Annotated in this window: 14 protein-coding genes and 2 pseudogenes; 6 read left to right on the forward strand and 10 right to left on the reverse strand. The window is 69.5% G+C overall.

Annotated elements, in window-relative coordinates:
- The first annotated feature begins 446 nt into the window (after positions 1-446).
- From ABZS42_RS04800 to ABZS42_RS04815, 4 genes and pseudogenes are all read left to right on the forward strand, one after another.
- Positions 447-1,334, forward strand: a complete 888-nt coding sequence (locus ABZS42_RS04800) for a replication-relaxation family protein (protein ID WP_355142599.1) — start codon at positions 447-449, stop codon at positions 1,332-1,334.
- A 343-nt stretch (positions 1,335-1,677) separates the two neighbouring features.
- On the forward strand, positions 1,678-2,622 hold the full coding sequence (locus tag ABZS42_RS04805; protein ID WP_355142600.1) for a DUF2637 domain-containing protein: 945 nt from the start codon (positions 1,678-1,680) through the stop codon (positions 2,620-2,622).
- Positions 2,597-2,998 (forward strand): annotated as a pseudogene (locus ABZS42_RS04810) (hypothetical protein). Before ABZS42_RS04805 ends, ABZS42_RS04810 begins: the two are co-directional and overlap by 26 nt.
- A pseudogene (locus ABZS42_RS04815) lies at positions 2,995-3,489 on the forward strand (site-specific integrase); the annotation flags it as partial. The pseudogenes ABZS42_RS04810 and ABZS42_RS04815, both read left to right, overlap by 4 nt.
- Before the next feature lie 500 nt (positions 3,490-3,989).
- On the opposite strand, the gene ABZS42_RS04820 reads toward ABZS42_RS04815, so the two are convergent.
- The 8 genes from ABZS42_RS04820 to ABZS42_RS04855 all read right to left on the reverse strand — a co-directional run bounded on the left by ABZS42_RS04820 (position 3,990) and on the right by ABZS42_RS04855 (position 12,705).
- On the reverse strand, positions 3,990-5,498 hold the full coding sequence (locus tag ABZS42_RS04820) for a PIN-like domain-containing protein (RefSeq protein WP_355142601.1): 1,509 nt from the start codon (positions 5,496-5,498) through the stop codon (positions 3,990-3,992).
- 98 nt (positions 5,499-5,596) lie between these two features.
- Positions 5,597-6,493 (reverse strand): hypothetical protein, encoded by an 897-nt coding sequence (locus ABZS42_RS04825; RefSeq protein WP_355142602.1) that lies wholly within the window; start codon positions 6,491-6,493, stop codon positions 5,597-5,599.
- A gap of 480 nt (positions 6,494-6,973) precedes the next feature.
- Positions 6,974-7,705 carry a hypothetical protein gene (locus ABZS42_RS04830; protein ID WP_355142603.1) on the reverse strand — a complete coding sequence of 244 codons (732 nt, stop codon included), beginning with the start codon at positions 7,703-7,705 and terminating at the stop codon, positions 6,974-6,976.
- 105 nt (positions 7,706-7,810) lie between these two features.
- Positions 7,811-8,206 carry a DUF4190 domain-containing protein gene (locus ABZS42_RS04835; protein WP_355142604.1) on the reverse strand — a complete coding sequence of 132 codons (396 nt, stop codon included), beginning with the start codon at positions 8,204-8,206 and terminating at the stop codon, positions 7,811-7,813.
- Positions 8,207-8,234: 28 nt separating this feature from the next.
- Positions 8,235-8,648, reverse strand: coding sequence for a hypothetical protein (locus tag ABZS42_RS04840; protein ID WP_355142605.1), 414 nt, complete (start codon positions 8,646-8,648; stop codon positions 8,235-8,237).
- Positions 8,645-11,116 carry an AAA family ATPase gene (locus ABZS42_RS04845; RefSeq protein ID WP_355142606.1) on the reverse strand — a complete coding sequence of 824 codons (2,472 nt, stop codon included), beginning with the start codon at positions 11,114-11,116 and terminating at the stop codon, positions 8,645-8,647. The genes ABZS42_RS04840 and ABZS42_RS04845 overlap by 4 nt, the downstream gene beginning before the upstream one ends.
- A gap of 207 nt (positions 11,117-11,323) precedes the next feature.
- Positions 11,324-12,082 (reverse strand): hypothetical protein, encoded by a 759-nt coding sequence (locus ABZS42_RS04850; RefSeq protein ID WP_355142607.1) that lies wholly within the window; start codon positions 12,080-12,082, stop codon positions 11,324-11,326.
- Between the two features lie 89 nt (positions 12,083-12,171).
- Entirely contained in the window at positions 12,172-12,705 is a 534-nt protein-coding gene (locus tag ABZS42_RS04855; protein WP_355142608.1) for a DUF4352 domain-containing protein, read from the reverse strand.
- A 106-nt stretch (positions 12,706-12,811) separates the two neighbouring features.
- Here ABZS42_RS04855 and ABZS42_RS04860 point away from each other — a divergent pair, with 106 nt between their 5' ends.
- On the forward strand, positions 12,812-14,728 hold the full coding sequence (locus ABZS42_RS04860) for an N-6 DNA methylase (protein WP_355142609.1): 1,917 nt from the start codon (positions 12,812-12,814) through the stop codon (positions 14,726-14,728).
- A 2-nt stretch (positions 14,729-14,730) separates the two neighbouring features.
- Here ABZS42_RS04860 and ABZS42_RS04865 read toward each other — a convergent pair whose 3' ends face one another.
- Together ABZS42_RS04865 and ABZS42_RS04870 are read right to left on the reverse strand one after the other, a co-directional pair.
- On the reverse strand, positions 14,731-15,132 hold the full coding sequence (locus ABZS42_RS04865; RefSeq protein WP_355142610.1) for a hypothetical protein: 402 nt from the start codon (positions 15,130-15,132) through the stop codon (positions 14,731-14,733).
- Positions 15,129-15,440: a hypothetical protein gene (locus tag ABZS42_RS04870; RefSeq protein ID WP_355142611.1), complete on the reverse strand. Its 312-nt coding sequence runs from the start codon at positions 15,438-15,440 to the stop codon at positions 15,129-15,131. The genes ABZS42_RS04865 and ABZS42_RS04870 overlap by 4 nt, the downstream gene beginning before the upstream one ends.
- A gap of 251 nt (positions 15,441-15,691) precedes the next feature.
- Here ABZS42_RS04870 and ABZS42_RS04875 point away from each other — a divergent pair, with 251 nt between their 5' ends.
- Positions 15,692-21,916 (forward strand): protein kinase, encoded by a 6,225-nt coding sequence (locus tag ABZS42_RS04875; protein WP_355142612.1) that lies wholly within the window; start codon positions 15,692-15,694, stop codon positions 21,914-21,916.
- Positions 21,917-21,932: the final 16 nt, after the last annotated feature.

Here is a 21,932-nt window from a genome sequence, read left to right on the forward strand (position 1 = left end):
CGTTTCGCTGCTGCTCCTGGCGGCGGGCAGTCACGCGCCGCTGACCCCGACCCCGACCCCGACCCGGACCGCGACAGGGGCGGTGCCGGGATGCCTCTCACCAGATCCCTTCTGCTCCGCCGGCGCCGGTGACCCGACCACGCCAGCAACACCACATCCCACATCCTCAACCAAGGAGTTCTCGTGGTTTCGTCGACACCTTCAACGACTGCCGTAGGCATTGGCAGTGATGAGTTTCGGCTTGATCTCCGTTCGGGGGTCGGGCTTGGGGTCAGCGTTGACGTCAGTCTTCAGCCGGACCCCCGAACCGACCCCCTGTTTCCTCTCACACCGCAGGTCAGCCCGTCTGTCAGTGCCGTCGGCTTGTCCTGCGACAGACCCTGCCTGGTCTCGGGTCTCTCCCCCTGGGGCTGGAATTTCCTACCCGGAAAAGGAGGTGGTAGCCGGTGGATGATCCGGTCCTTCGGGTCCAGTCCCAGTTGACCGGCCGTGACCGTGTGCTGCTGGGCTGGTTGTACGACCACGGCGTGTTGACGTCGTTCCAGCTCGCGAGCGCCTTGTTCCCGTCGTTGGACTTCTGCCAGCGGCGACTGCGGACCCTGCACCGGCTGCGGTTGGTAGCCCGGTTCCGGCCACAGCGCGCCGACGGCGGCTCGTACCCGTACCACTACGTCATCGACCAGCTCGGCGCCGAGGTCGTCGCGGCCAGCCGGGACGAACGCCCACCCCGGCGCGACCACGCCCGGGTGGAGCGGCGGCGCTGGACCTCGACCCGCAGCCTCACCCACCGCCTCGGGGTGAACGGGTTCTTCACCGACCTGGCCGGGCACGCCCGTACTCATCCGGGTGCCGGCTTGGTGGAGTGGTTGCCGGAGGCGGTGTGCCAGCGCGCCGGGACGTTCACCAGCCGCCAGGATCCGGGGCTGGTGCGGGCGTATCAGCCACGGGTACGCCCGGACGGCTACGGCCGGTGGGCCGAGAACGATGTCGAGGTGCCGTTCTTCGTCGAGTACGACACCGGCGCGGAGCAGCTGTCGATCCTCGCCGCCAAGGTGGACGGCTATCAAGAGCTGTTCGGCACGATCGAGCGGGCGTGGCCGGTGCTGTTCTGGCTGCACTCGGCCGCCCGCGAGCGCAACCTACGCCGGGTGCTGGCCGACGTGCCGCTGGCGGTGCCGGTCGCCACCGGGGCCCGCGACCACGCCGCGACGACGGGCCTCCGCCCGGCAGAGGCGGTGTGGGCCATGGCCGGCCGGGAAAGGCCGCGGTTGCGGCTGGCCGACCTGGCCCGATATGCCGTTGACGTCTCCAGCCGGGTGAGTGAGGCCGCGTGATTGGTGACGGCACAACGGCGGCGGACAGTACCTCCGCGGCGGAGCGGACAGCAACGGCCGGCGTCTGTCACGGATCTGTCGTGAGCAGCGCGGTCGGCGCTGACAGATCCATGAGAGCGCTCCCACAGCGGCGGACCACTTCTCGGTCCGGCGTCCGCGTCGGGCGGTCCGCGACCGATGTCCGGTCCCCGTCCCGACTGTTGTCCGACGCCGGGTCGGTCCGCTACTCGGTCCTGCCGCCTACCGCTGGCGGACGGGACCGGAACGCCGGTCAGGGTTGAGGAGGTGATGGGCCACGACAGCGCCGGTCCCTGACCCGGACGGCAGTCCGCGTGCCAGCCGCGTGGAGGGTGTAGTCCAGGTCGTCATCATGCTGGCCATCGGCGGCGCAGCGGGGGCGGCCAGCTTCACCCACGTACACAACGTGGCCGCCGCGCACGGCCAGCCCGGTTGGCTGGCCTGGGCCGACGCGATCGTCCTGGAGCTGATGTCCATCGCCGCCGGCCTGGAACTACGCCGCCGCAAACGCGCCCACACCTCCACCGTGTTCCCAGCCACCGTGCTGGCGTGTGCGGTCACCCTGTCCCTGGCAGCGCAGGTCGTCGAGGCCGAACCCTCGATCATCGGGTGGGTCGCTGCCGCCGTACCCGCGCTCGGGTTCCTCGTCATGGTCAAGATCGCCCTCGGCCGGACCAGTACCGCCATGCCCGCCCCTGACGTGGCGGTTGTGGACTGCCAACCGGATGAGGCCGGATGGACCCGTCCGGACAGCGGACCGGACGAGACCGTGGGGCCCGCCGTCACGGCGGGGGATCGGTCCAGCAACCGGACCGTCCGCTCATCGGATGCTCGTCGTCACGGGGGCGGACGGGAACGGCGGCGGCGAGCGGACCGGGGACCGTCCCCGCAGCCGTCCCGTGCGGTGGCCGAGTTACTGCCAGCGGGGCGAAAGGTCCGGGACCGGCTCGCTGCGGACGGGCAGGCACTGACCCGGGCGGCGCTCGCCGAAGCCCTCCGCGCAGCCGGTCACACCGTGTCCAACACCCGAATATCCGAACTGCTCAAGACCCTCAAGGTCGAGTCGTCGGCACCACCCGGAGTGATCGTGAGCCCGGTCATGCCGACCAGCCCGGCGTCACCGCCTCTGTCACCGGAGCGGCGCGATGGTGGCGGAGTAGCCACCCCCGCGCCGGTCGACCCCGACAGGGCTGCTCCGCTCCTACCGCACAGCCATCCATCTCATAACCAGGAGAAGCCTGATCATGAACAGCCCAACGAACCACGGTGACAAGACCACCCGCACCACGACCGACAACACCACCGCGCCCAGCGTCGGGCAGGTGTGGACGATCGAGCGCATCCGTGCCCTCGGCGTGATCACCACCCTCGCCACCACCGCCTCGGTGCTCGGGATCAGCCGATCCCAGGCGTATCGGCTCGCCGCCACCGATTAGTTCCCTCTACCGCTGATCCGGGCCGGCAGCCGCATCATCGTCCCGGTCGCCGCCCTGCTCCACCTCCTCCAACCAGACGCCGACGCCACCGGCGGTGGGCAACTTGATGCCGACGCGAAGGTGAGCGTGGACGCGTTGACCCCGCCGCCAGCGGATTCCACCCGGCGCCGCTGGCGGTGCCATACGGAGCATCCAGGAGACGATGAGTGAAGGGATCCACCTTCAAACGCTGCGGCTGCCGCGACAGCGTTACGGGCCGGCGACTGGGACGCTCGTGTCCCCAGCTTCGCCGGCCCGGCGGCGGCTGGTCCCGCACCCACGGCCACTGGCACTGGCAGATTGAAGTGCCCGCCCGCGCTGACGGCACCCGCCGCCCGCTCCGTCACGGCCCCTACGCCACCCAGGCCGACGCAGACTCCGTCCTGGACCGGATCCGGGCCGCGCTCGCCGTCCCCGATCCCACCGACGCGCACACCACTGTCAAGACCGGCGACCTGATCGAATCCGCCGTCAAGGCCGGTGCGCCGGTTCCCGCCCCGGACCAGGTCCGGCGGGCGCTGCACCTGGACATCACCCCGACCGAGCTGCCCACGATGCAGGCTTACCTGACCGACTGGCTCGCTGGACGCAAGAACATCATGACCGGCACCCTGCGCTCCTACGAAGGGCATATCCGGCTGTACCTGATCAAGAACCTCGGCCGGCCTTCTGCCCTGCCTGGTGAGAGCGCGCCGGCATCCTGGGGTACGGCCGGCCAGGCCGAGGGCCGTCATCCGCGCGGCGACGCGTTTCCCGCAACCGCCAGCCGGTCGCCCGCAGATCGACGGTGAGCCGCGGGAAGCCGTAGGTGCCGCCGGAGGCGGCGAAGCTTGCCCGGACCGTCTCATCCAGGTCGTGCTGCCGCTGCCGACGGGCGGTCAGTGGCTGATCGCGCCACTTGTAGAACCACGATTGTGGCAACCCAACCAGACCAACCTGCGAGGGGAACTCACGTCGGCTGCCTGGGGGAGAGTCGATCACGTATGCCGGGTAGCGCATCTGTCTACCCGAGGTGGAGGGGCGGGCGTTGGCGGGGCTCAAGTTCAGTGCTGGGTTGCTGTCGCAGCCGGTGATGGCGACTCCCGCCGCCCGCGGTGCTGGCCTCGGCAAGGCCGTCGCGGGGGTTCCGTCGCGGCGGTCGGGCGGTCTCGGGTTGATTGGTCTAGGAGCGCCGGACGAACTCGACCGTTTCGGTCTCCGTCCGTACACCGCGAGCTTTGAAGCCTGCCGCTGCTATCGCTTTGCCCAGTGAGTTCTGCGGGGAGTACCAGTAGGGGAGGTGCTTGCGGGCCGAGGGTGCAAGCGTGTCGCCGAGGATGTCTTCGATCTTACCGAAAGTCATTGATGTCGTCTCGGTATCCAGCGCCGCCAGATAGTCAGCGAGGGGTTGATACTTGCCGCTCGCTTCTGCATCCAGCCCTGCGCTGGGCAGTGTTGTATTCGGATCGAGGATCTCCACGACCTCCGACGGGATTCGGATGGCACTCAAGGCGCCTGCGTCGATGTAAACCGGCTTCATCATCGGTGTGACGGAGGGTGGTAGGACCCTAGCGGCCTGCAGGTCGCCGGTGATCCGGGCGGTTGGTCGGGTGATTCCGCGCAGCATGCGATCCTCGCGGTAGTCGCAGAGGATGTAGATGTCTTCGCGACTGATGGTGCCGCCGGCAGACGCGGCGGCAGTGATCACGTCGGCTAGGTCGCGTCGCCCTTCGCCGCGTAGCTGCTGGAGCAGCATGTCCACCGCTTCAGCCGTCCACTTGCCAGGCTCATGGATATCTGCACGGTTCACGTCGGCGTCTCTGGCGGACTCGGGATTGACCTCGACATCGAGAGCCTGGGACCTGTTCAGCAGGTCGCTGGCCCGCATCAGGAACAGACGGCGCCCCGTGCTGTCGAAGAACTCTTTCGTCATCTCCTGTCGCGGGCCGATCATGTCTGGCCCACGGCGCCACCACCAGTCCTCCTTCTCGTCGTTCGTGACGATGATGAGGTCCATGTCCCGCGTTTTCGCCTCGTGGCATGCCTGTCGGTAGACGAGGAAGTCACCAGCCGCGCCCTCCGGATACTGGTCGCTCTTTTCTGCATCCAGATAGCCGGGGGGTATGAGTTCGTCGACGCGCTGATTGCCCTCGGTGATCAGCGCGTCCCAGACTTTGTCCTCGGGGCGTCGGAGGACCCTGCCGGCCAAAAGCTCGGAGAGTCTGCTCAGTACCGGGTCTGCGTCGGCCGGTGTGGAGGGGTGAACGCGGTCGGGTGTGGCTTGGTCGATCGCGTCCCGTAGGCGTTGGAACACGCCGTCGATGTCAAGATGCAAACGTTGCAGTTCGGCGTCGTCGATGGCCAACTGCTTCGACCAGGTCTCGAGAGCCCGCACTGCCGCTGCGCGGCTCTTCTCCAGGGCGGCGCGGGCTTCGCCGGTCGCCTGTTCGGGATTGCCGATGGCGCGGAGCCGATTGCGGTGGAACTCGCGCATAGCCTGGTACGGCACGACGAGACGGTCACCGAGCTTCTCGAAGATCGCCAACAGATCCGCCGTCGTCCGAGCGTTGTAGCGGTAGAGGTTGAGAAGCACGTTCGCGTCTACCGCGACTAGCGCGGTGGTCAACGCCTGGCGTGACTCGGCCTCGCTTACCACGCGATAGCCTTCAAACCCGTCGAACAGCCCAGCCATCAATGACCTCCCCGAGACGGATTTCATTGTTGTCGATCCCATGCCGCGGTCCTATGGGCCGAGCGGCCGATTGCCGGTCTGCTGGTCCGCCCCTGCGGTCAGGCGGCCGACCGTCGGCAGGGCTGGTTCCTGATGAGGGCGGCTAGTTCGGCTCCGGTTGCGCTGAGGTCGCTGGGGTTGCCGGTGAGCTGGTTGGTCAGCTCATCGAGGCGGTAACGCAGCAGCCGCTGGTATCGAGTCGCGTAGACGGCGACGTGGGTGACGTGGTGCCCGTCGTGATGGGCGAGCAGTGCGTACGTCAGGATCTGACGGATCAGCTCGTCGAGGTAGCGGTCTTCGTCGAGCCGGCCGCTTTTCACTTCCAGCCCGGTGGTGCCCAGGAGGAAGTCGGCGTGGCGGTGTCCGTTGAGCAGGGACAGCTGCGCGGTCGCCGGCCCGTACGAGCGGAGAGCGTCGTGAAAGCCGCCGCAGTAGCTCGACCACAGCACACCGAAGGCACGCCTGGTCTGGTACGTCTCTCTGGGGAGTCCGTGGAGGAGGTGCGGGTACTGCCCGAGGACATAACGGGTGTTAGGCACAGCATCGCAGTCGTGGCCGTCGAACTTGTTGAGCAGGATACGGACGTGGGCGAGCCGGCTGGCGGCGGTGAAGAGGTGCGCCGGGTGCACCGTGGGGTCGCTACTGCGCCTGGCGTCGTAGCCTGCCGCATCGGCAACGGTGGGTTGATAGCCGGCCATGATGAGCATCCGGGTCGCGAGGCCAGGGTCGAGGCAGTGGAACAGACGTGGGTACGGGCGCTGATCGCACAGGGCCAAGCCGATGGCGAGTTCGACGACGTGGCCGAAGTAAGACTTGTTCGGCGGGTCTGTCAGCAGGATCGGACAGCGGCGAAGTTCGGCCGCGATCTCGGCGCGCAGAAGATCTTGTTGCGGAAAGGTCTCCGCGAACCAGGCACCGACGGGATCCTGCTTAAGGACACGGAATCGGAGGCCCATGGTGGTAGTCCTCTCACGGCGCAAGTGACGCTGACCACGGACGCGGCAGCGGACCCAGCGAGCATGGAACGCGCGAGACATCAGATCGGAAAACGCCTTCACCAGTCACGTGAGCGGGGCCGCGAGCGGTTCTGTAGCCCTCGGCACTCAGGCCGCGAGGTGGGCTCCGCGAGAGGAGGCGGCAGCAAGGGAGACGGATCGACCGACGTCCCGGCTTTTGCACCGTACGACGGACCCGCGCGACGCACAAGCACCACTTCGCGGCCGCGTCGATGCCCTGCCCAGCAGGACACGGGTCGGGTGGCGAACAACGCCAGGCCAAGCTCTCAGTTCCCGGACGCTCACTCACCCCTGTCATCCCAGCTCGTCTTTGCAGCGGAGCAAGGCCTGCACCATTCGCCCGATCAGCGACCTCGCCCACGGTCTGCGCGGCCACGCTGACGGTGCCGGCTACAAGCCCGAGGCCCGGCTCAACGAGGGTCAGTCGAGCGAGTTCTCGGGCGTTGGCGGTGTGCTGCGCGTCGGCTCTGGCCACGACGTCGGGGGTGAGCCAAATGCGCGACGACCGGCGCGCACAGCCAGAGTGGCGAGGGCAGCGTTGGCGCCACCACCAATCACAGCGCCGATACCGAAGGGTGCCACTCGGCCGAGCACGATGATGCCCTGTTTGGTCCCGTACTTCGTGACGAAGTGTCTCCCCAAGATCTTGTTGATCTGACGCAACGTCTCGATAGGCACCTTGGCGACGACCTGTCTTCCCCAGTGCTGCCCGGTGCGCTCGGCGACCTTGGTAATGGTGGCGGAGCCGGATCCGCCGAGCATGATTCCCATGACGATCGTTCGGCGGCGCTCGATCTCGTCGATGCGGACTCCGTGGACTTCGGCGATCGAGAGCGCGAAGAGGGCGCTCAGCTCAAGAGATGAGAGCACCTCGCCGGCCGACAGGGCCAGTGCGACGCCGGTGCCGACGCCGGGCGCGGCGGCAGCTCCTCCCACTGCAGCGCCGGTCCCGGTCAAGGCGCTGACGTACATCCGCTCGAGAGTGCGGATTACCTGTGCTGGTGTCGCCTCTGGGTTCCGCTGACGGGCCCGGGCGATGTTCTTGCGCACTAGTGGACTCTGGATGGCGATTGCCTTATCCAGGAGGTCGAGGACTCGCTGCCCACGTACGGCAGCTTCCGGATCCGGCCCGTCGTGGGCACCTGTCGCCATGTTGAACTCCTTGAGCGTTCCAGCTGAGTCGCCTATTCGAGCAGCCGAGCGGATCTTGCGCTGATCGTTGAATGCGGACGCCGTTCCTGCGGCCTGCGCTCAGCCTCAGGGCGTAGTGTTCGGTGTCGGGGTATCGGCGCCCATGATGCCACCGAAGAACACCATGATCGTGAATGCGATCATCGGCGCGACGAACACGTAGCCGAGGACCAGGCCGGCGACGGCCATGCCCCGCCCGGACTTCGTACCCTGCCGTGTCTCGTGCAGTCCGACGTGACCGAGGACGACCGCCAGGATGCAGGGCAGCCCGAACAGGCACCAACCGCCGAGCACCCCGAGGATCCCGAACACCATCGACGCGGTGGCGGCGCCGGAGGCGGGCGGGACCTGCACCAACACGTGTCGCGGTGCGTGGGTGCCGGTGACCGGGTACGGGCTCGCGGGCGCCGCGGATGCCGGCGGCCGCGGGCTGCCCGGGTCGTAGTAGGGCTGGTGGGACACGGCGTACCTCTCAGGTCGGTGACGGTGGTCAGTTCGGGTGCGACGGGCCGGCGCCGCCGGCCTGCAGGCGGGTGAGCAGGGCGGTGACCTCGGCGTGTAGGCGACGCAGCTCCGCAGCCGTCGGCGCCAGCTCGTAACAGTGGTGGTGCGCGGCGGCGGACAGCGTGGCCCACGCGAACGCCACCCGCCGCGCGGTGTCGGCGCCCGGGCCGAGCCGGCCGCGCAGCATGAGCTGCTTGGCGCGGCCCTGCCGGCAGGCGGCCACGCTCGGCTTGACCCGCCGCCAGTAGGCGTTGACGCCGCCTTCGAGGGCGAGCCGGATGAGGCAGGCGCAGGCCCGCGGCCACCAGCCGGCGGTCACCGCGGTGGCGCCGAGCGCGCCGGAGCCGCGCAGCAGCTGGTCGGCAGCCGCCAGGCAGCGCTGCGGCGTCGGCGCGGTCACGAGAGCACCTCCACGAGGTGGCGGACGTCCGCGACCAGTCCGGGCAGGTCCGCAAGGTAGACGCCGTGGACCCCCTCGCGGCACGCTGTGTACGCGTTCACGGCCCGCGGCCCGTGCCGGCGCAGCCAGCCGAACACGTCACCGCCCCGCTCGGCGTCGTCGAACACGGCGAGCGCGACGATCGTGGCGACCCGCCGAGACGCCTGCTCGATCGCGTCCTCGATGTCGGCGTGCGGCACGCCGCGCCCTACCCGTACCCGCCATACCCTCCGATGACAGGTGGCCTCGATCGTCGAGCGGCACAACTCCGCCACCACGGGCCCACGCACCTCCGCGGCGATCTCGTCGTTACGCGCCAACGCGGACGCGTCGTCGAGGTAACGGGTCACCGGATCCGAGGCGGAACGCAAAGTCACCACCGACCGTTCGGCGCGGGTCACCTCAACGATCCGCGCGTTGCCCAGGTCGAGCCGACCGATCGCGTCGGGCAGCCGGGTGTCGTGGGTGAACACCACCACCTGCCGCTGCTCGGCCAGCTCGGCGAGCACCCGGGCCAGGCCGTCGACCTTCGCCGGGTCCATGCTCTGCACCGGGTCGTCGACGACGATGAACCGGAACGGGCTCTCCGCGGCGCAGCTGCGCGGGAGGAACGTCGCCAGGCCGAGGGCGTGCATCTCGCCCTGGCTCATCACACCCAGCGCGGTGCCGTTGTCGGCGCCGTCCACGCTGACCGGGAAGACCACCTTGCGGCGGGTGTTGCTGCCCTCCAGGGTCATCGCGCCGAGCTCGACGTTGCTTTCCTGGCGCAGCTGCGCCCAGATCCGTTGCGAGTGCTCCGCGAACGGCGCCAGCCGTTCGTTGCGCAGCTGCGCGGCGGTCTCCTTCAGCCAGGCCCGGGCCGCCTTCAGCCGGGCCAGGGCCGCCTCCCGCGACGACACCCCGGCGCAGGCGTCCAGCCAGGACCGCAGCTCGGCCGCCGCCTGCCGCCAACCGGTGTCACGTTCCCGCAAGGTCTTCTCGGCGTACGCTCGGGCGTCCTGCGCCGCGTCTACGACCGCCGGGTAGCAGGCGGCGAGGTGGCGCGCGAGCTCCGGCGGCTCACCCGGCAGCTGTCGCAGCGCGGTCACCGCATGCCGCAGCGCGTCGAGCGGTACGTCCGGAGCCTCACCTTCGGGCAGTCTGACGTCGTCGACGAGGTGCCGTGCCTGCTTCAGTACCGCGTCGAGGCGGGAGTCTGCGGCCTGCGCGGCGAGGCTCCGGTGCCGCAGCTGATCGAGGGACACGGCGGCGGCCGTACGCCATTCGTCGTCGAGGCTGCCCGTGGCGCAGACCGGGCAGGGGCCGTCGCCGGTGTCCTCGTGGTGCTCGATGGCCAGGCGCAGCAGCTCGGCGCTACGCAGTGCGGCCCGCGTTCGCCCACCGTCGTGCTGGCGCGCCTCGGTGGCGGCGTCGGCCAGCCGGGCGGCCAGGCCGGTCACCGCCTCCAGGGTCGGCAGGTGCAGCTCGACGAGCGCCCGACACAGCCGTAGCGGGCCGTCGGCGGTCACATCGTCCGGCTCGTCGAGGATCGCGGCCAGCGCCGGCAGGTCCACCGGGCCGCGCTTCTTCATCAGGGTGGCGGCGCGGCGCGCCCGGTCGTCGCCCACCTCGGCCAGCCGGGCGGCGAGGGTGGCCCGCTGTGCGCGTACCTCCCTGACTGCCGTGTCGGCCGGCCGGATGGCGGCCAGCAGGCGCTGGTCGGCGTCGGTGATCGCCTCCAGGCCAAGGATCGCGGAGATCGCGTCGAAGAGCTGACTCTGCGTGCCGGCGGCGAGCCGTCCCAGCTCGGCGGCGGTGAGGAACGGCCGGTACAGGGTCAGCGGGCGCGCCAACCCCAGCTCGGTCAGGTCCGCGTGCCGGCCCTGCTCGCTGGAGACGGTCACCTCCGCCTCGGCGAGCCCCGCACCCAGCGGCCACGACCGGTTCACCCGCACCGGCTTCGCGACGCCGTCGACGCGCAACTGCACGTCGATCCAGCACGGGTCCGGGCTGTGCAGGTTGCGCCACCCCGTACGCCACACGCTGTTGCGGTCCGCCCAGCGGGTGCTGTCACCAGTCAACGCCAGCTCCACCGCCTCGGCGAAACTCGACTTGCCCGACCCGTTGCGGCCCACGATCAGGGTGATCCCGGGTCCCGGGCCGATCTGCAGGGTGCGTTCCGGGCCGACGCCGCGGAACCCGGCGACGGTGATCGAGGAGAGCCAGATCTGCGCCGGCGGCTCGGCCGGAGCCGGCGCGGACAGGTTCAGGCCGGCCGTGTCGCCGTTGAGCGCGGCGGCCAGGTCGGCCTCGCCGGAGAGCGCGGCGAGGACCAGGTCGGCGGTGTCGTCGGGTACATGGTCGTCGGCGAGCCGGTTGAAGATCAGCTCGACCAGGGGGTCGGTGCGGGCCTTCGACGGGGCGGGGGAGTGCTGGTGGGGAAGCGGCATGTCGTCTCCAGGCGCGAGGTGTCCGCGGGGCGGCAGATGTGCCGGCCCGCCCGGGATGAGCGGTGGATTTGCGAGTCCGAGACGCTGTTCAGCTGATGTCAGTGACGACTCAGCGGGTGCGGTGGCCTGTCGACGTGCGCCGTCGGCGCTACCGCGCGGACCCTGTGAACACGGTCGGCACAGGGTGTCGTGAGGGTAGGGAGGTGGTTACAGGACCTTGATCGAGTTGACCATGAGCAGCGGCGCGGTCGTCTCGCCGCCGATCTGGGTCTCGTAGCTGAAGGAACTAAGCACCGTGACGTTGGCGCGGAAGATGTCGTCCTCCACCAGATTCTCGAGGTCTGCGGCATCTCCGGTGAGCATCGTGTTGGTTTCGTAGTCGTACTTGTCGGTCAGTCGCCAGTGTGCGACGTCGGCGCGGAAGGTGTCGGTGCCGGTCGCGGCGTCGAACTGCGTGACCACGCCGTAGACGACGTAGGTCTTGCCGATGTAAGCGTCAGGGTTCTTGGCGATGAGCTTCCACTGGCGGGCGGTCAGCGTCTTGTAGGACGGCGGCTTCGGCTTCGGTGCCGGAGTGGTCCGGGTCGGCGACGGGGCAGCACTCGTGGGCGTCGCGCTCGTGGGCGTGGAGCTCGTCGGCGTGGCCGTGGTCGAGGCGGCGCTGCTCAGTGCGGGTGCGATCGTGCGGCTCCCGTCACCGGCCGGGTTGGCGCCGCCGGAGCTCATCGTGCCGATGGCCACCCCCGCGCCGAGCGCGACGGCCAGGGCGAGCCCGCCGACGATGGCGGCCCGAGCGGTTTGGCGTTTCCGCGCGGTGGGCGTCGGCGACTCGCCTTCTGTCGGCTGGTGCGGTGGAGGTGGTGTCGAGTCGGACGGCGAAGGCCGGATCGATGCCCCGTGCGGCTCGCCGATGGGCTGCGGCTGGCCGGCTGGCTTGGCGCGCGGCGGCGTGTTCGGATCGGACATGACGGTGCTCCCTGTGAACGCTGATGTGGCGGTGGGTGCGGAGGAGAGGGCGGGGCGGGCGGTGTGCGCCCGCCCCGTCAAGCGGTTGATCAGCTGAGGGAGACCTCGACGCCGCCGGAGAACATCGAGTCGTGGAGCTCGAGCTTGGCGAGCTTCACCTTCTTCGGAATGTCGAAGACGAACACACCGGTCACCTGGTTACCGGGGTTGATCTCCTCAAAGAAGGTGCTCTGCTCCTTGTTGGCGTAGAGGCCGGCTTCGGTGTCGGAGGAGTATTCGGTGCCGTCGGCGGTGTAGGCCTTCTGGCTGCTGCCGTCGAGGGTCTGCGGCTCCTTGCCGATGTTCTTCACGTTGATGGTGATCAGGCAGAACTGGCCCTGTGCCTTGTCGCCGATCAGGTCGCTGCCGACCTTCGTGGCGCCGCACTTGGACGACTTGACGGTGAACTCGAACTTCCCGTCGCGGACCGGCTGGCCGATCTTGGCGGTCTTCGCCGCCTTCTCCTCGCCCTTGGCCCCGCCGTCGTCGCTGCTGGAGCTACTGGCGTTGTCGGTGGCGCCGGCGCCGCAGCCCAGGGCGACGGCGGCGGCGGCGATCAGGGCGAGGGTGGTGGTCTTGCGCATCGTGTTTTCCTCCGTTGTGAACGTGGCGGCGTCAATAAGAGCACCACCTGTGAACGCTGTCAACACACATGATGCTTGACAGGTGTGACACACTACGGAAGTGCAGGTGAACCCGAGCATTACGGCAGCAGAGATCGCCCGGCTCGCGGGCGTTGGCCGCGCCGCGGTCAGCAACTGGCGCAAGCGGTACGCCGACTTTCCCGCCCCCGTGGGCGGCACCTCGGCCAGCCCAGAGTTCGACCTGACAGAGGTCGAAAAGTGGCTACGCGGACAGGGCAAACTCCCCGAACTCACCACCGCCGACCGACTGTGGCGGCGCGTCGCCGCGGCCAGCGAGACCGCAACCGCCGGTCTCGCCGCCGTCGGCGAGCTGCTGATCGCCCGGCAACGCGACCAGCGTTGCCTAACGCCGGACCCGCACCTGAAGCCACTTCTGCCCGACGTCAACGCGCTCGCCGACGAACTCGGCCCGCAAGCAGCGTTCGACGAGCTGTGGCAGCGTTTCTCCGCGCCCGGCCCTGGCCGTCCCTTCGCCACCCCCGACGACCTCGCCGACCTGATGATCGGGCTCGCCGACGTACCCGGTGGTACGGTCCTCGACCCTGCCGCCGGCTCCGGCGCCGTCCTGCGGGCCGCCGTCCGAGCCGGCTGCACCGAGGCATATGGGCAGGAACTCGACGAGGATCTCGCCCGGCTCGCCGGCCTGTGGCTTGCGCTGCGGGACGTGCCCGGCGAGGTCAGCGCCGGCGACTCACTACGCGCCGACGCGTTCGCCGGCCGCACCGTCGACGCCGTCGTCTGCCACCCACCGTTCGGCGTCACTAACTGGGGCCACGAAGAACTCGGCTACGACCCCCGCTGGGAGTACGGCCTACCTCCGCGCACCGAACCGGAATTGGCGTGGGTGCAGCACGCCCTGAGCCATTTGCGGCCCGATGGGCGCGCCGTGCTCCTCATGCCACCCACCGCAGCGCGCAGGCGTGCCGGCCGCCGGATCCGCGCCGACCTGCTACGACGCGGTGCGCTGCGAGCCGTCATCGCGCTGCCCAGCGGCGTGGCCGCACCGCACGCCGTGCCGCTGCACCTGTGGGTGCTACGCCGACCCGCCGCCGATGCGCCCGCACCGGCTCGCGCCCTGCTGATCGACGCGGCCGACGGGAAACTCGCCGAACTTTCCGCGCGGGTGTTGGCCGCGTGGCATTCATTCACGAGTGAGCCCGACGGTGAGGTCGAGGAGATCGGCTTCGCCCGCGCCGTACCGGTCATCGAACTCCTCGACGAGGACGTCGACCTCACTCCCGCACGTCGGCAACCCGCTGCGACAGCGGAGCGGACTGGTGAACATCTCGTGCGCACCAGGGAAAGGCTCGCCGCCATCGTCTGTGAACTGCCCGCGCTGATGCCGCATGTCGCACCGACGCCCGACGGGACAGCCGCAGCTCCCGCCATCTCCATTAGCGACCTGGCCCGCACGGGAGCGCTGCAACTCATCGGACCTCTCCGGCCAACAGTCGGCACAGCCGAGGCCCCCGCTGGCTCCAGCGACCTACCAGTCCTTACGGCGCGGGATGTGGTGGAGGGAGCCGCGCCGTCGCCACGATCAGAGCGGCCGCCCGGCCAAGCAATTGCCGTAGCCCCCGGCGACGTGCTGGTGCCGATGGTCGCTCGGCGGCTCACCGCCCGCGTGATCACCACAGAGAAGGCGTTACTCGGCGCCAACATCTACCTGCTCCGCCCCAACCCCGCGGCCCTCGACCCCTGGTTCCTCGCCGGTCAACTGCGGAACTCGGCGAACGAGAAGCAGGCATCCAGCCTCTCCGGCGCCCTACGTTTCGACGTCCGGCGGGCGCTGGTGCGGCGGCTACCACTAGACGAGCAGCGCGCCCATGGGGAGGCGTTTCAGCGCCTGGACGCCTTCGAGTCCGCCATGCGGCAGGCGGCGTCGCTCGGAGCGGAGCTGGTGCAGCTCACCGCCGACGGGCTGGCCCAGGGCGCGGTCCGACCCGACGGGAAGACGCAGTGACGTCACACCTGCAGGATCTCCCAGCCCTCCCCGAGCACGGCCTGCACCTGGTCGGGCCGCGACGTGATGACGCCGGCCTGATTGACCAATGCCACCCAGGCGGCGTGACCGGCGCCGAGCCGACCGGCGTGTCGGCCCATGCTGCCGATCATCGGCGCCTCGTCGTCGCCCACCAGATCCAAAGCGGGCGCCACGGTGTGCACCGCCGGATTGCGGCGCAGCATCCGCAACAGTTCCTGCTCGCCCGGGTCCAGCAGGCAGTACGCCTCGAGCAGGCACGTCGACGGCACGGTCACACTGCCCTCGGCGTCGGCTACCTCGACCAGCGTCTCGCCGACGGCCTGCAACCCGTGCACGTAGGCCAGCAGCGCCCCGGTGTCGAGCACCCAGTACGGCCGGCTCACGCGGCCGAGCGCCGGTCCAGTTCCGCCCGCAGATCGTCGGCCGGGCGGCCCAACAGCTCCGCCGCCCGGGCGATCGCCGTTTCGCGTGCCTCCGGGCTCACCTGGTGGGCGGCCAGCCGTTGCGCGGCACCGATCGGGTCGTACGGGAAGTCCCCGTGTCCTGCGGCCCGGAGGGCGGTCCGCATGTCGTCGGATGTCCGACGCCGGCGCAGTGCCTCCGTGACGTACGCGGAAACCTGGCGGGCGGGCAGCGCGTCCAGCTGCTCGGCCACATCGTCCGGCACCGAGATCGTCACACGCCGAGTCATACGGAACACCCTACCGAAGTGTGAATCGGGGGTCGGCAACGACTCGCTGCCACTCGGTCAAATGATCTCCACCGGGCGGGGGACCACGCGGATGCGACACCGGGGGCATACTGCGGGACTTAAGGAAAACAAAAGGAAGCCGATGGGTGCCGTCGTCCGGAGACGTTGTCGCTGACCTGGACCGTGTCCGAGCCGTTGAAGTAAGCGTGACAGCACGTGGCGATGTAGGGGTGGTTGTGAACCTGGAGCTGGTGGCGAACCGATTCCGCCTGTTGAACTCCCTCGGCCGGGGCAACATGGGGGAGGTCCACCGGGCGGAGGACATGCAGGCGCCGGAGGGTTCCAGCGACCGCGTCGTCGCCGTCAAGTTGATCCTCCGGAGCCGGTCCGGCGCCGTCATCGATTCGACCGCTGACAACAAGGCGGTGCAGAGGTTCGAGCGCGAGTCCCGGATTATGCGTCGCCTGACCCACCCGAACCTGCCACGTTCGATCGCGGGTGGCGTCGATCCCTCTGGCCTTCCATACATCGCCATGGAGGTTCTCGACGGCGAGACGCTCCGGGACCTGATTTCTGAACAGCCGCAACTGCCGATCTCGTGGGTCGCCGCAGTCGGGGCCCAGATCGCCGACGCTCTTGCCGCGGCACACACCGCTGGTGTCATCCATCGCGACCTCAAGCCGTCGAACGTGATGCTTCTGCGCGGTGGCCTCGTCAAGGTCCTCGACTTCGGCATGGGTCGGATCGTCGACTCCGACGAGGCCGAGCGGCTGACCAGCACCGGCGTCACGGTGGGTACGGCCCGCTACATGGCGCCTGAGCAGTTCCGGGCCTCATCGGTCACCCAGGCCGCCGACCTGTACGCCCTCGGTTGTGTTCTGTTCGAGCTGCTCACCGGTGTGCCGCCGTTCCACAGCGGCTCCGCGCACGAGGTGGGGCAGAAGCACCTGGAGGAGCCGCCACCGCCGGTTCGGGTGTTGCGTTCAGATGTTCCGCCGAGCCTGGAGCGACTCATCGAACGCCTGCTCGCCAAGGACCCGGCGGATCGGCCGGAGGACGCCGTGGCCGTCCGTGAGGCGCTCCTGCCGCTGGCGAAGGGCGAGGACAAGGTCATCGGCTGGGACGACTTCAACCCGGTTGGCTGTTTCCGCACTACCTACACGATTGGCGCGGGCACCAACCGACCCGCGACCAACGAGACAACGACCATGACCGGCCCGGCCTCCGGCATGGACGTGTTCGGTGTGCACCGTCAGCTCATCACCGACTACCGGGCCTTCACCGAGGGCGGCACGATCATCCGCGACGACCGGATCACCGAGTTCGTCGAGCGCGACCTCGACGCGAAGTCGCAGTGGCCCGACCCCTGGCTGTCGCTGAACCCGTTCTTCGCCTCCGGCGGCAGCATGCTCGAACTCGTCAACGAGGGCGTGCTGCACCGCGAGTGTGCGCGCATCTTCCAGGCGAACAAGACCGAGGGCGGCACCGACTGCGACGGGCGACCGCTCACCCTGCACCGGCACCAGCGCGAGGCCATCGAGAAGGCCCAGTCGGGTGCCTCCTACGTGCTCACCACCGGCACCGGCTCCGGCAAGTCCCTGTCGTACATCGTTCCGATCGTGGACAAGGTGCTCAAGGCACCCGAGCAGGAGGGCCCGAAGACCCGCAAGCGCGTTCGGGCGATCATCGTCTACCCGATGAACGCGCTGGCCAACAGCCAGCTCAAGGAGCTCGACAAGTACCTCTGTGACGGGTACGGGCCGGGCCGGGAGCCGGTGACGTACGCCCGGTACACCGGGCAGGAGAGCGACGAGCGGCGCAAGGAGATCCGCGACAACCCCCCGGACATCCTGCTCACCAACTACGTGATGCTCGAGCTGATGCTGACCCGGCCGGACGACCGCCGGTCGCTCATCAAGATGGCCCGAGGGCTGGAGTTCCTCGTCTTCGACGAGCTACACACCTACCGGGGCCGTCAGGGCGCCGACGTGGCTCTGCTGATCCGCCGGGTCCGCGAGGCCTGCCAGGCGACCGATCTGCAGTGCATCGGCACCTCCGCCACGATGTCGACCGAGGGCACCCTGGATGACCAACGGGCCGCGGTGGCACGGGTGGCCACCACTCTCTTCGGCACCGAGGTCAGCGACGGCAACGTCATCGGCGAGACGTTGATCCGCGCCACGGCGGAGGCGCCCGACAGCGTGCCGGTGGAGCGGCTGCGAGCGCCGGGCGCGCCACGTGCGTACGCGGATCTGGTTGAGGACCCGCTGGCCCGCTGGATCGAGACCCGCTTCGGGCTCGACACCGATTCGATCACCGGCCAGCTCGTGCGGCAGAAACCCGCCAAGATCGAGGATGCCGCGCTGGAGTTGGCGCGGCAGAGTGACCTGACCGCCGCCGACTGCGCCCAGGCGATTCGGGCCACGCTCAAGGCCGGATCCGAGGCCCGGGACCCAGTCACGGAGCGCCCGCTGTTCGCATTCCGGCTGCATCAGTTCCTGTCCAAGGGCGACACCGTCTACGTCACCTTGGAGGACGAGCTCACCCGGCACCTCACCCGCGAATACCAGCTCGTCCTGCCCGGCTCCGACAGCAAGATCCTCCTCCCGCTGGCCTTCTGCCGCGAGTGCGGCCAGGAGTACCTGACCGTGTGGCGGTCCGAGAAGGACGGCAAGGTCGTGTACGCGCCGCGCCGCGACACCGCCGCGACCGGTGGCTCGGGGGACGACGGCTACCTCTACATCGACTCGGACCGTCCCTGGCCCGCCAACGAGGAGGAGGCGATCGAGGCCCGGCGGGTTCCGGAATCCTGGCTGGAGGTCGACGCCGGCGGACACGAGGTGGTCAAGAGCTCCTACCGGCCACGGCTGCCGCGGGCGGTCACGGTCGACCCGCAGGGCTGGGAGGGGCACGGCGACCTGAAAGCCGCCTTCATTCCCTCGCCGTTCCTCTTCTGCCTGCACTGCGGCGTCAGCTACGAGCAGACCCGGGGAAAGGACTTCGCCAAGCTCGCGACCCTGGACCAGGAGGGCCGCTCCTCGGCCACCTCGCTGGTTTCGGCGTCGATCGTCCGATCGCTGATGCAGGCACCGCCGGAGGCGCTCAACAAGAAGGCCCGCAAGCTGCTCACCTTCGTCGACAACCGCCAGGACGCTTCGCTGCAGGCCGGCCACTTCAACGACTTCGTGCAAGTCACGCAGCTTCGTGGGGCTCTCTACCGGGCCGTGGTCGAGGCGGGCGACGAAGGCATCACCCACGAGGATCTCGCCGCCCGGGTCAGCGCCGCGCTCGGGCTGAGCCTCGGCGACTACGCACGGGAAGCCGACCTTCCGCCGTCGCTGGCCAACCTGGCAGCGAAGACGCTGCGGGACGTCGTCGCGTTCCGGCTGTACCTCGATCTGGAACGCGGCTGGCGCATCACCATGCCCAACCTCGAGCAGACCGGCCTCCTGAAGATCGACTACCACGATCTGGGCTGGCTCGCCGAGAGGCAGGACCGCTGGTCGGGCACCCACGAGAAGCTCCGCGACGCGGAGCCGGAGGACCGCATCGCGATCATGCGGGTGCTCCTGGACGAAATGCGCCGCGGGCTGGCGATCGACGTCCAGTACTTCCGGGACGACTTCGACTCGCTCCAGCGGGCCAGCGAGGAACGCCTCGTCGACCCATGGGTGCTCTCGGCCACCGACAAGCCCAAGATAGGTGCCGCCTACCCCCAACCCTCCGGCCGCGGCCTGGACCGATCGAACCTGTTCCTATCCGGCCGAGGAAAGGTCGGAAAGTACCTGCGGAGGGTGCACTTCCACGAGCTGTCGTGGAACGACGCCCAGGAGGTGATCGCCGACCTGCTGGAGGTGCTCAAGCGGGGCGGCCAGGTCACCGAGGTCACCCAGGTGCCGGAACGCGCCGGGCGGTACCGGCGTTCGGCCGGCACTGTAGCCACCGGCTACCAGGTCTCGGCGGCGGCGCTGATCTGGCGGGCTGGGACGGGTGAGACCGGCAGCCACGACCCGCTGACGCGGACGTACGCCAGCGGCGACGGGCCGCGGGTCAACAAGTTCTTCCGCGAGCTGTACCAGAGCACGGCCGGGACCCTCGCCGGCCTGACCGCACGGGAGCACACGGCGCAGGTGGACCCCATGGAGCGGGAGCGGCGGGAGGAAGCCTTCCGCAAGGCCGAGCTCAAGCTGCTCTACTGCTCGCCGACAATGGAACTCGGCGTCGACATCTCCGAGCTCAACGCCGTCATGATGCGCAACGTCCCGCCGACGCCAGCGAACTACGCGCAGCGCAGCGGCCGCGCTGGGCGGTCGGGGCAGCCGGCGCTGGTCACCACCTACTGCGCCACCGGCAACAGCCACGACCAGTACTACTTCCGGCGCTCGGAGCGGATGGTGGCCGGGGCGGTGGCACCGCCTCGCCTGGACCTGGCCAACGAGGACCTGGTGCGCTCACATGTGCACGCCATCTGGTTGGCTGAGGCGGGCCTCAAGCTGGGCCGGGCGATCCCCGAAACGATCGACATCAGCTACCTCGAGGACACCCGCAATCCCAACCCTGCGCTGGCGCTGGCCGATCACATCACCGCGGCGCTGCAGGACACGCACGCGCAGGACCGAGCGGCGGCCGCGGCCCGCGCGGTCTTCGCCGAACTGCTGCCCGACTTCCGGAAGTCGACGTGGTGGGACGACAACTGGATCGAGGACACCGTCCGGACCACGCCGGAGCAGTTCGACCGCGCGTTCGACCGCTGGCGGGACCTGTTCAAGGCGGCGCTCGTCGACCAGGCCGAACAGAACCGCCGGGTCCTCGACCACACCCTCTCCGAGCGGGACCGGCGCATCGCCGTGGGTCGCCGCAAGGAGGCTGAGACGCAGCTCAACCTGCTCAAGAACGAGACGGTCGAGAACCGGTCAGTGCTCTCGGACTTCAACCCGTACCGCTACCTGGCCAGCGAGGGTTTCCTGCCGGGCTACTCTTTCCCGCGCCTGCCACTGGCCGCGTATGTGCCGACCACGGGGCGCAGGTCGGGGGAGGGTGACTACCTGCAGCGCCCCCGCTTCCTCGCCATCCGCGAGTTCGGGCCCGGTGCGCTCATCTACCACGAGGGCGCGCGCTACCAGGTCACCCGCATCCAGCTGCCGCCGGACGCGGCCGGGGAGGTAGTGACGAGCCAGGCCCGGCGCTGCACGAGTTGCGGCTACCACCACGACGCCCGGGGCGGCGCGGTCCGCTGCGAGATGTGCGACGAGAAGCTCGGCGACACCACCTACGGCCTGCTGCACCTGCACACCGTCTACACCAAGCGCCGGGAACGGATCTCCTCGGACGAGGAGGAGCGACGCCGGGCGGGCTTCCGGCTGGTGACGTCGTACCGCTTCCAGGACCACGGCGCCCGGGCCGGCCGGCAGGACGCGGTGGTGTCCGACGGCGACGACCGGCTCGCCACCCTCTCGTACGGCGATTCGGCGACGGTCCGCATCACCAACGTCGGCCGGGCCCGCGCCAAGCAGGACGAGCCCGACGGCTTCTGGCTCGACCCTGCGGACGGGCGGTGGATGAACGAACGTGACGCCGGCGAGGCGTCCGGCGACTCCAGCGAGATGCCCGTGGTCGACGCCGACGGGAACGAGAAGCGCCGCAAGAAGCGGGTCATCCCGTACGTCGAGGACCGCCGGAACATCCTCGTGCTCAAGCTCGACGAGCCGGTGGAGCACGACGTCGCGCTCACCCTGATGTACGCGCTCGAACGCGGCATCGAGGCCGCCTTCGAACTGGAGGACTCGGAGCTCACCACCGAGCTGCTCCCGCCCGACGACGGTCCCCGCGACCGGATGCTCTTCACCGAGGCAGCGGAGGGCGGTGCCGGCGCGCTCCGGCTCATGCAGTCGGACCCGGCGGCGCTGACCCGCGCCGCCGCCACAGCGCTGGACATCTGCCACTTCGAGCCGGACGGCACCGACCGGGGCGGCCCGCATAAGGACCGGCCCTGCGCCTGGGGCTGCTACGAGTGCCTGCTCACCTACGGCAACCAGCTCAACCACCACTCCATCAACCGGCACCTGGTCCGCGACCTGCTGCTGCGGTTCGCCGGTGCGGCGGCGCGCACCACCGGCGAGGCCGAGTCCCGCACGGAGCAGCTGGCCCGCCTCACCGAGCGGTCGGACACCAAGCTGGAGGGGAAGCTGATCGCCTGGCTGAAGGAGCGCGGCCTGCGACTGCCGGACGACGCGCAGGTCTTCGTCACCGAGGCGCTGGCCCGCCCCGACTACGTCTACCGCCTGCCCGGGGCGAACGTCGCCGTGTTCGTCGACGGACCGGTCCACGAGCACGATTCGATCGCCGAACGTGACCGCGAGGCGGAGGAGCGCCTGTTCGACATGGGCTGGGACGTCGTGCGCTTCCCGCACAACGCCGACTGGGCCGCTATCGCCACCGAGAACAAGCGCTACTTCGGCACCGGCGCCAACGCCTGACCATCCGACTGCCACT

The sequence above is a fragment of the Micromonospora sp. NPDC005367 genome, assembly GCF_040606825.1.
In the GTDB taxonomy this organism is placed as follows: Bacteria; Actinomycetota; Actinomycetes; order Mycobacteriales; family Micromonosporaceae; genus Micromonospora.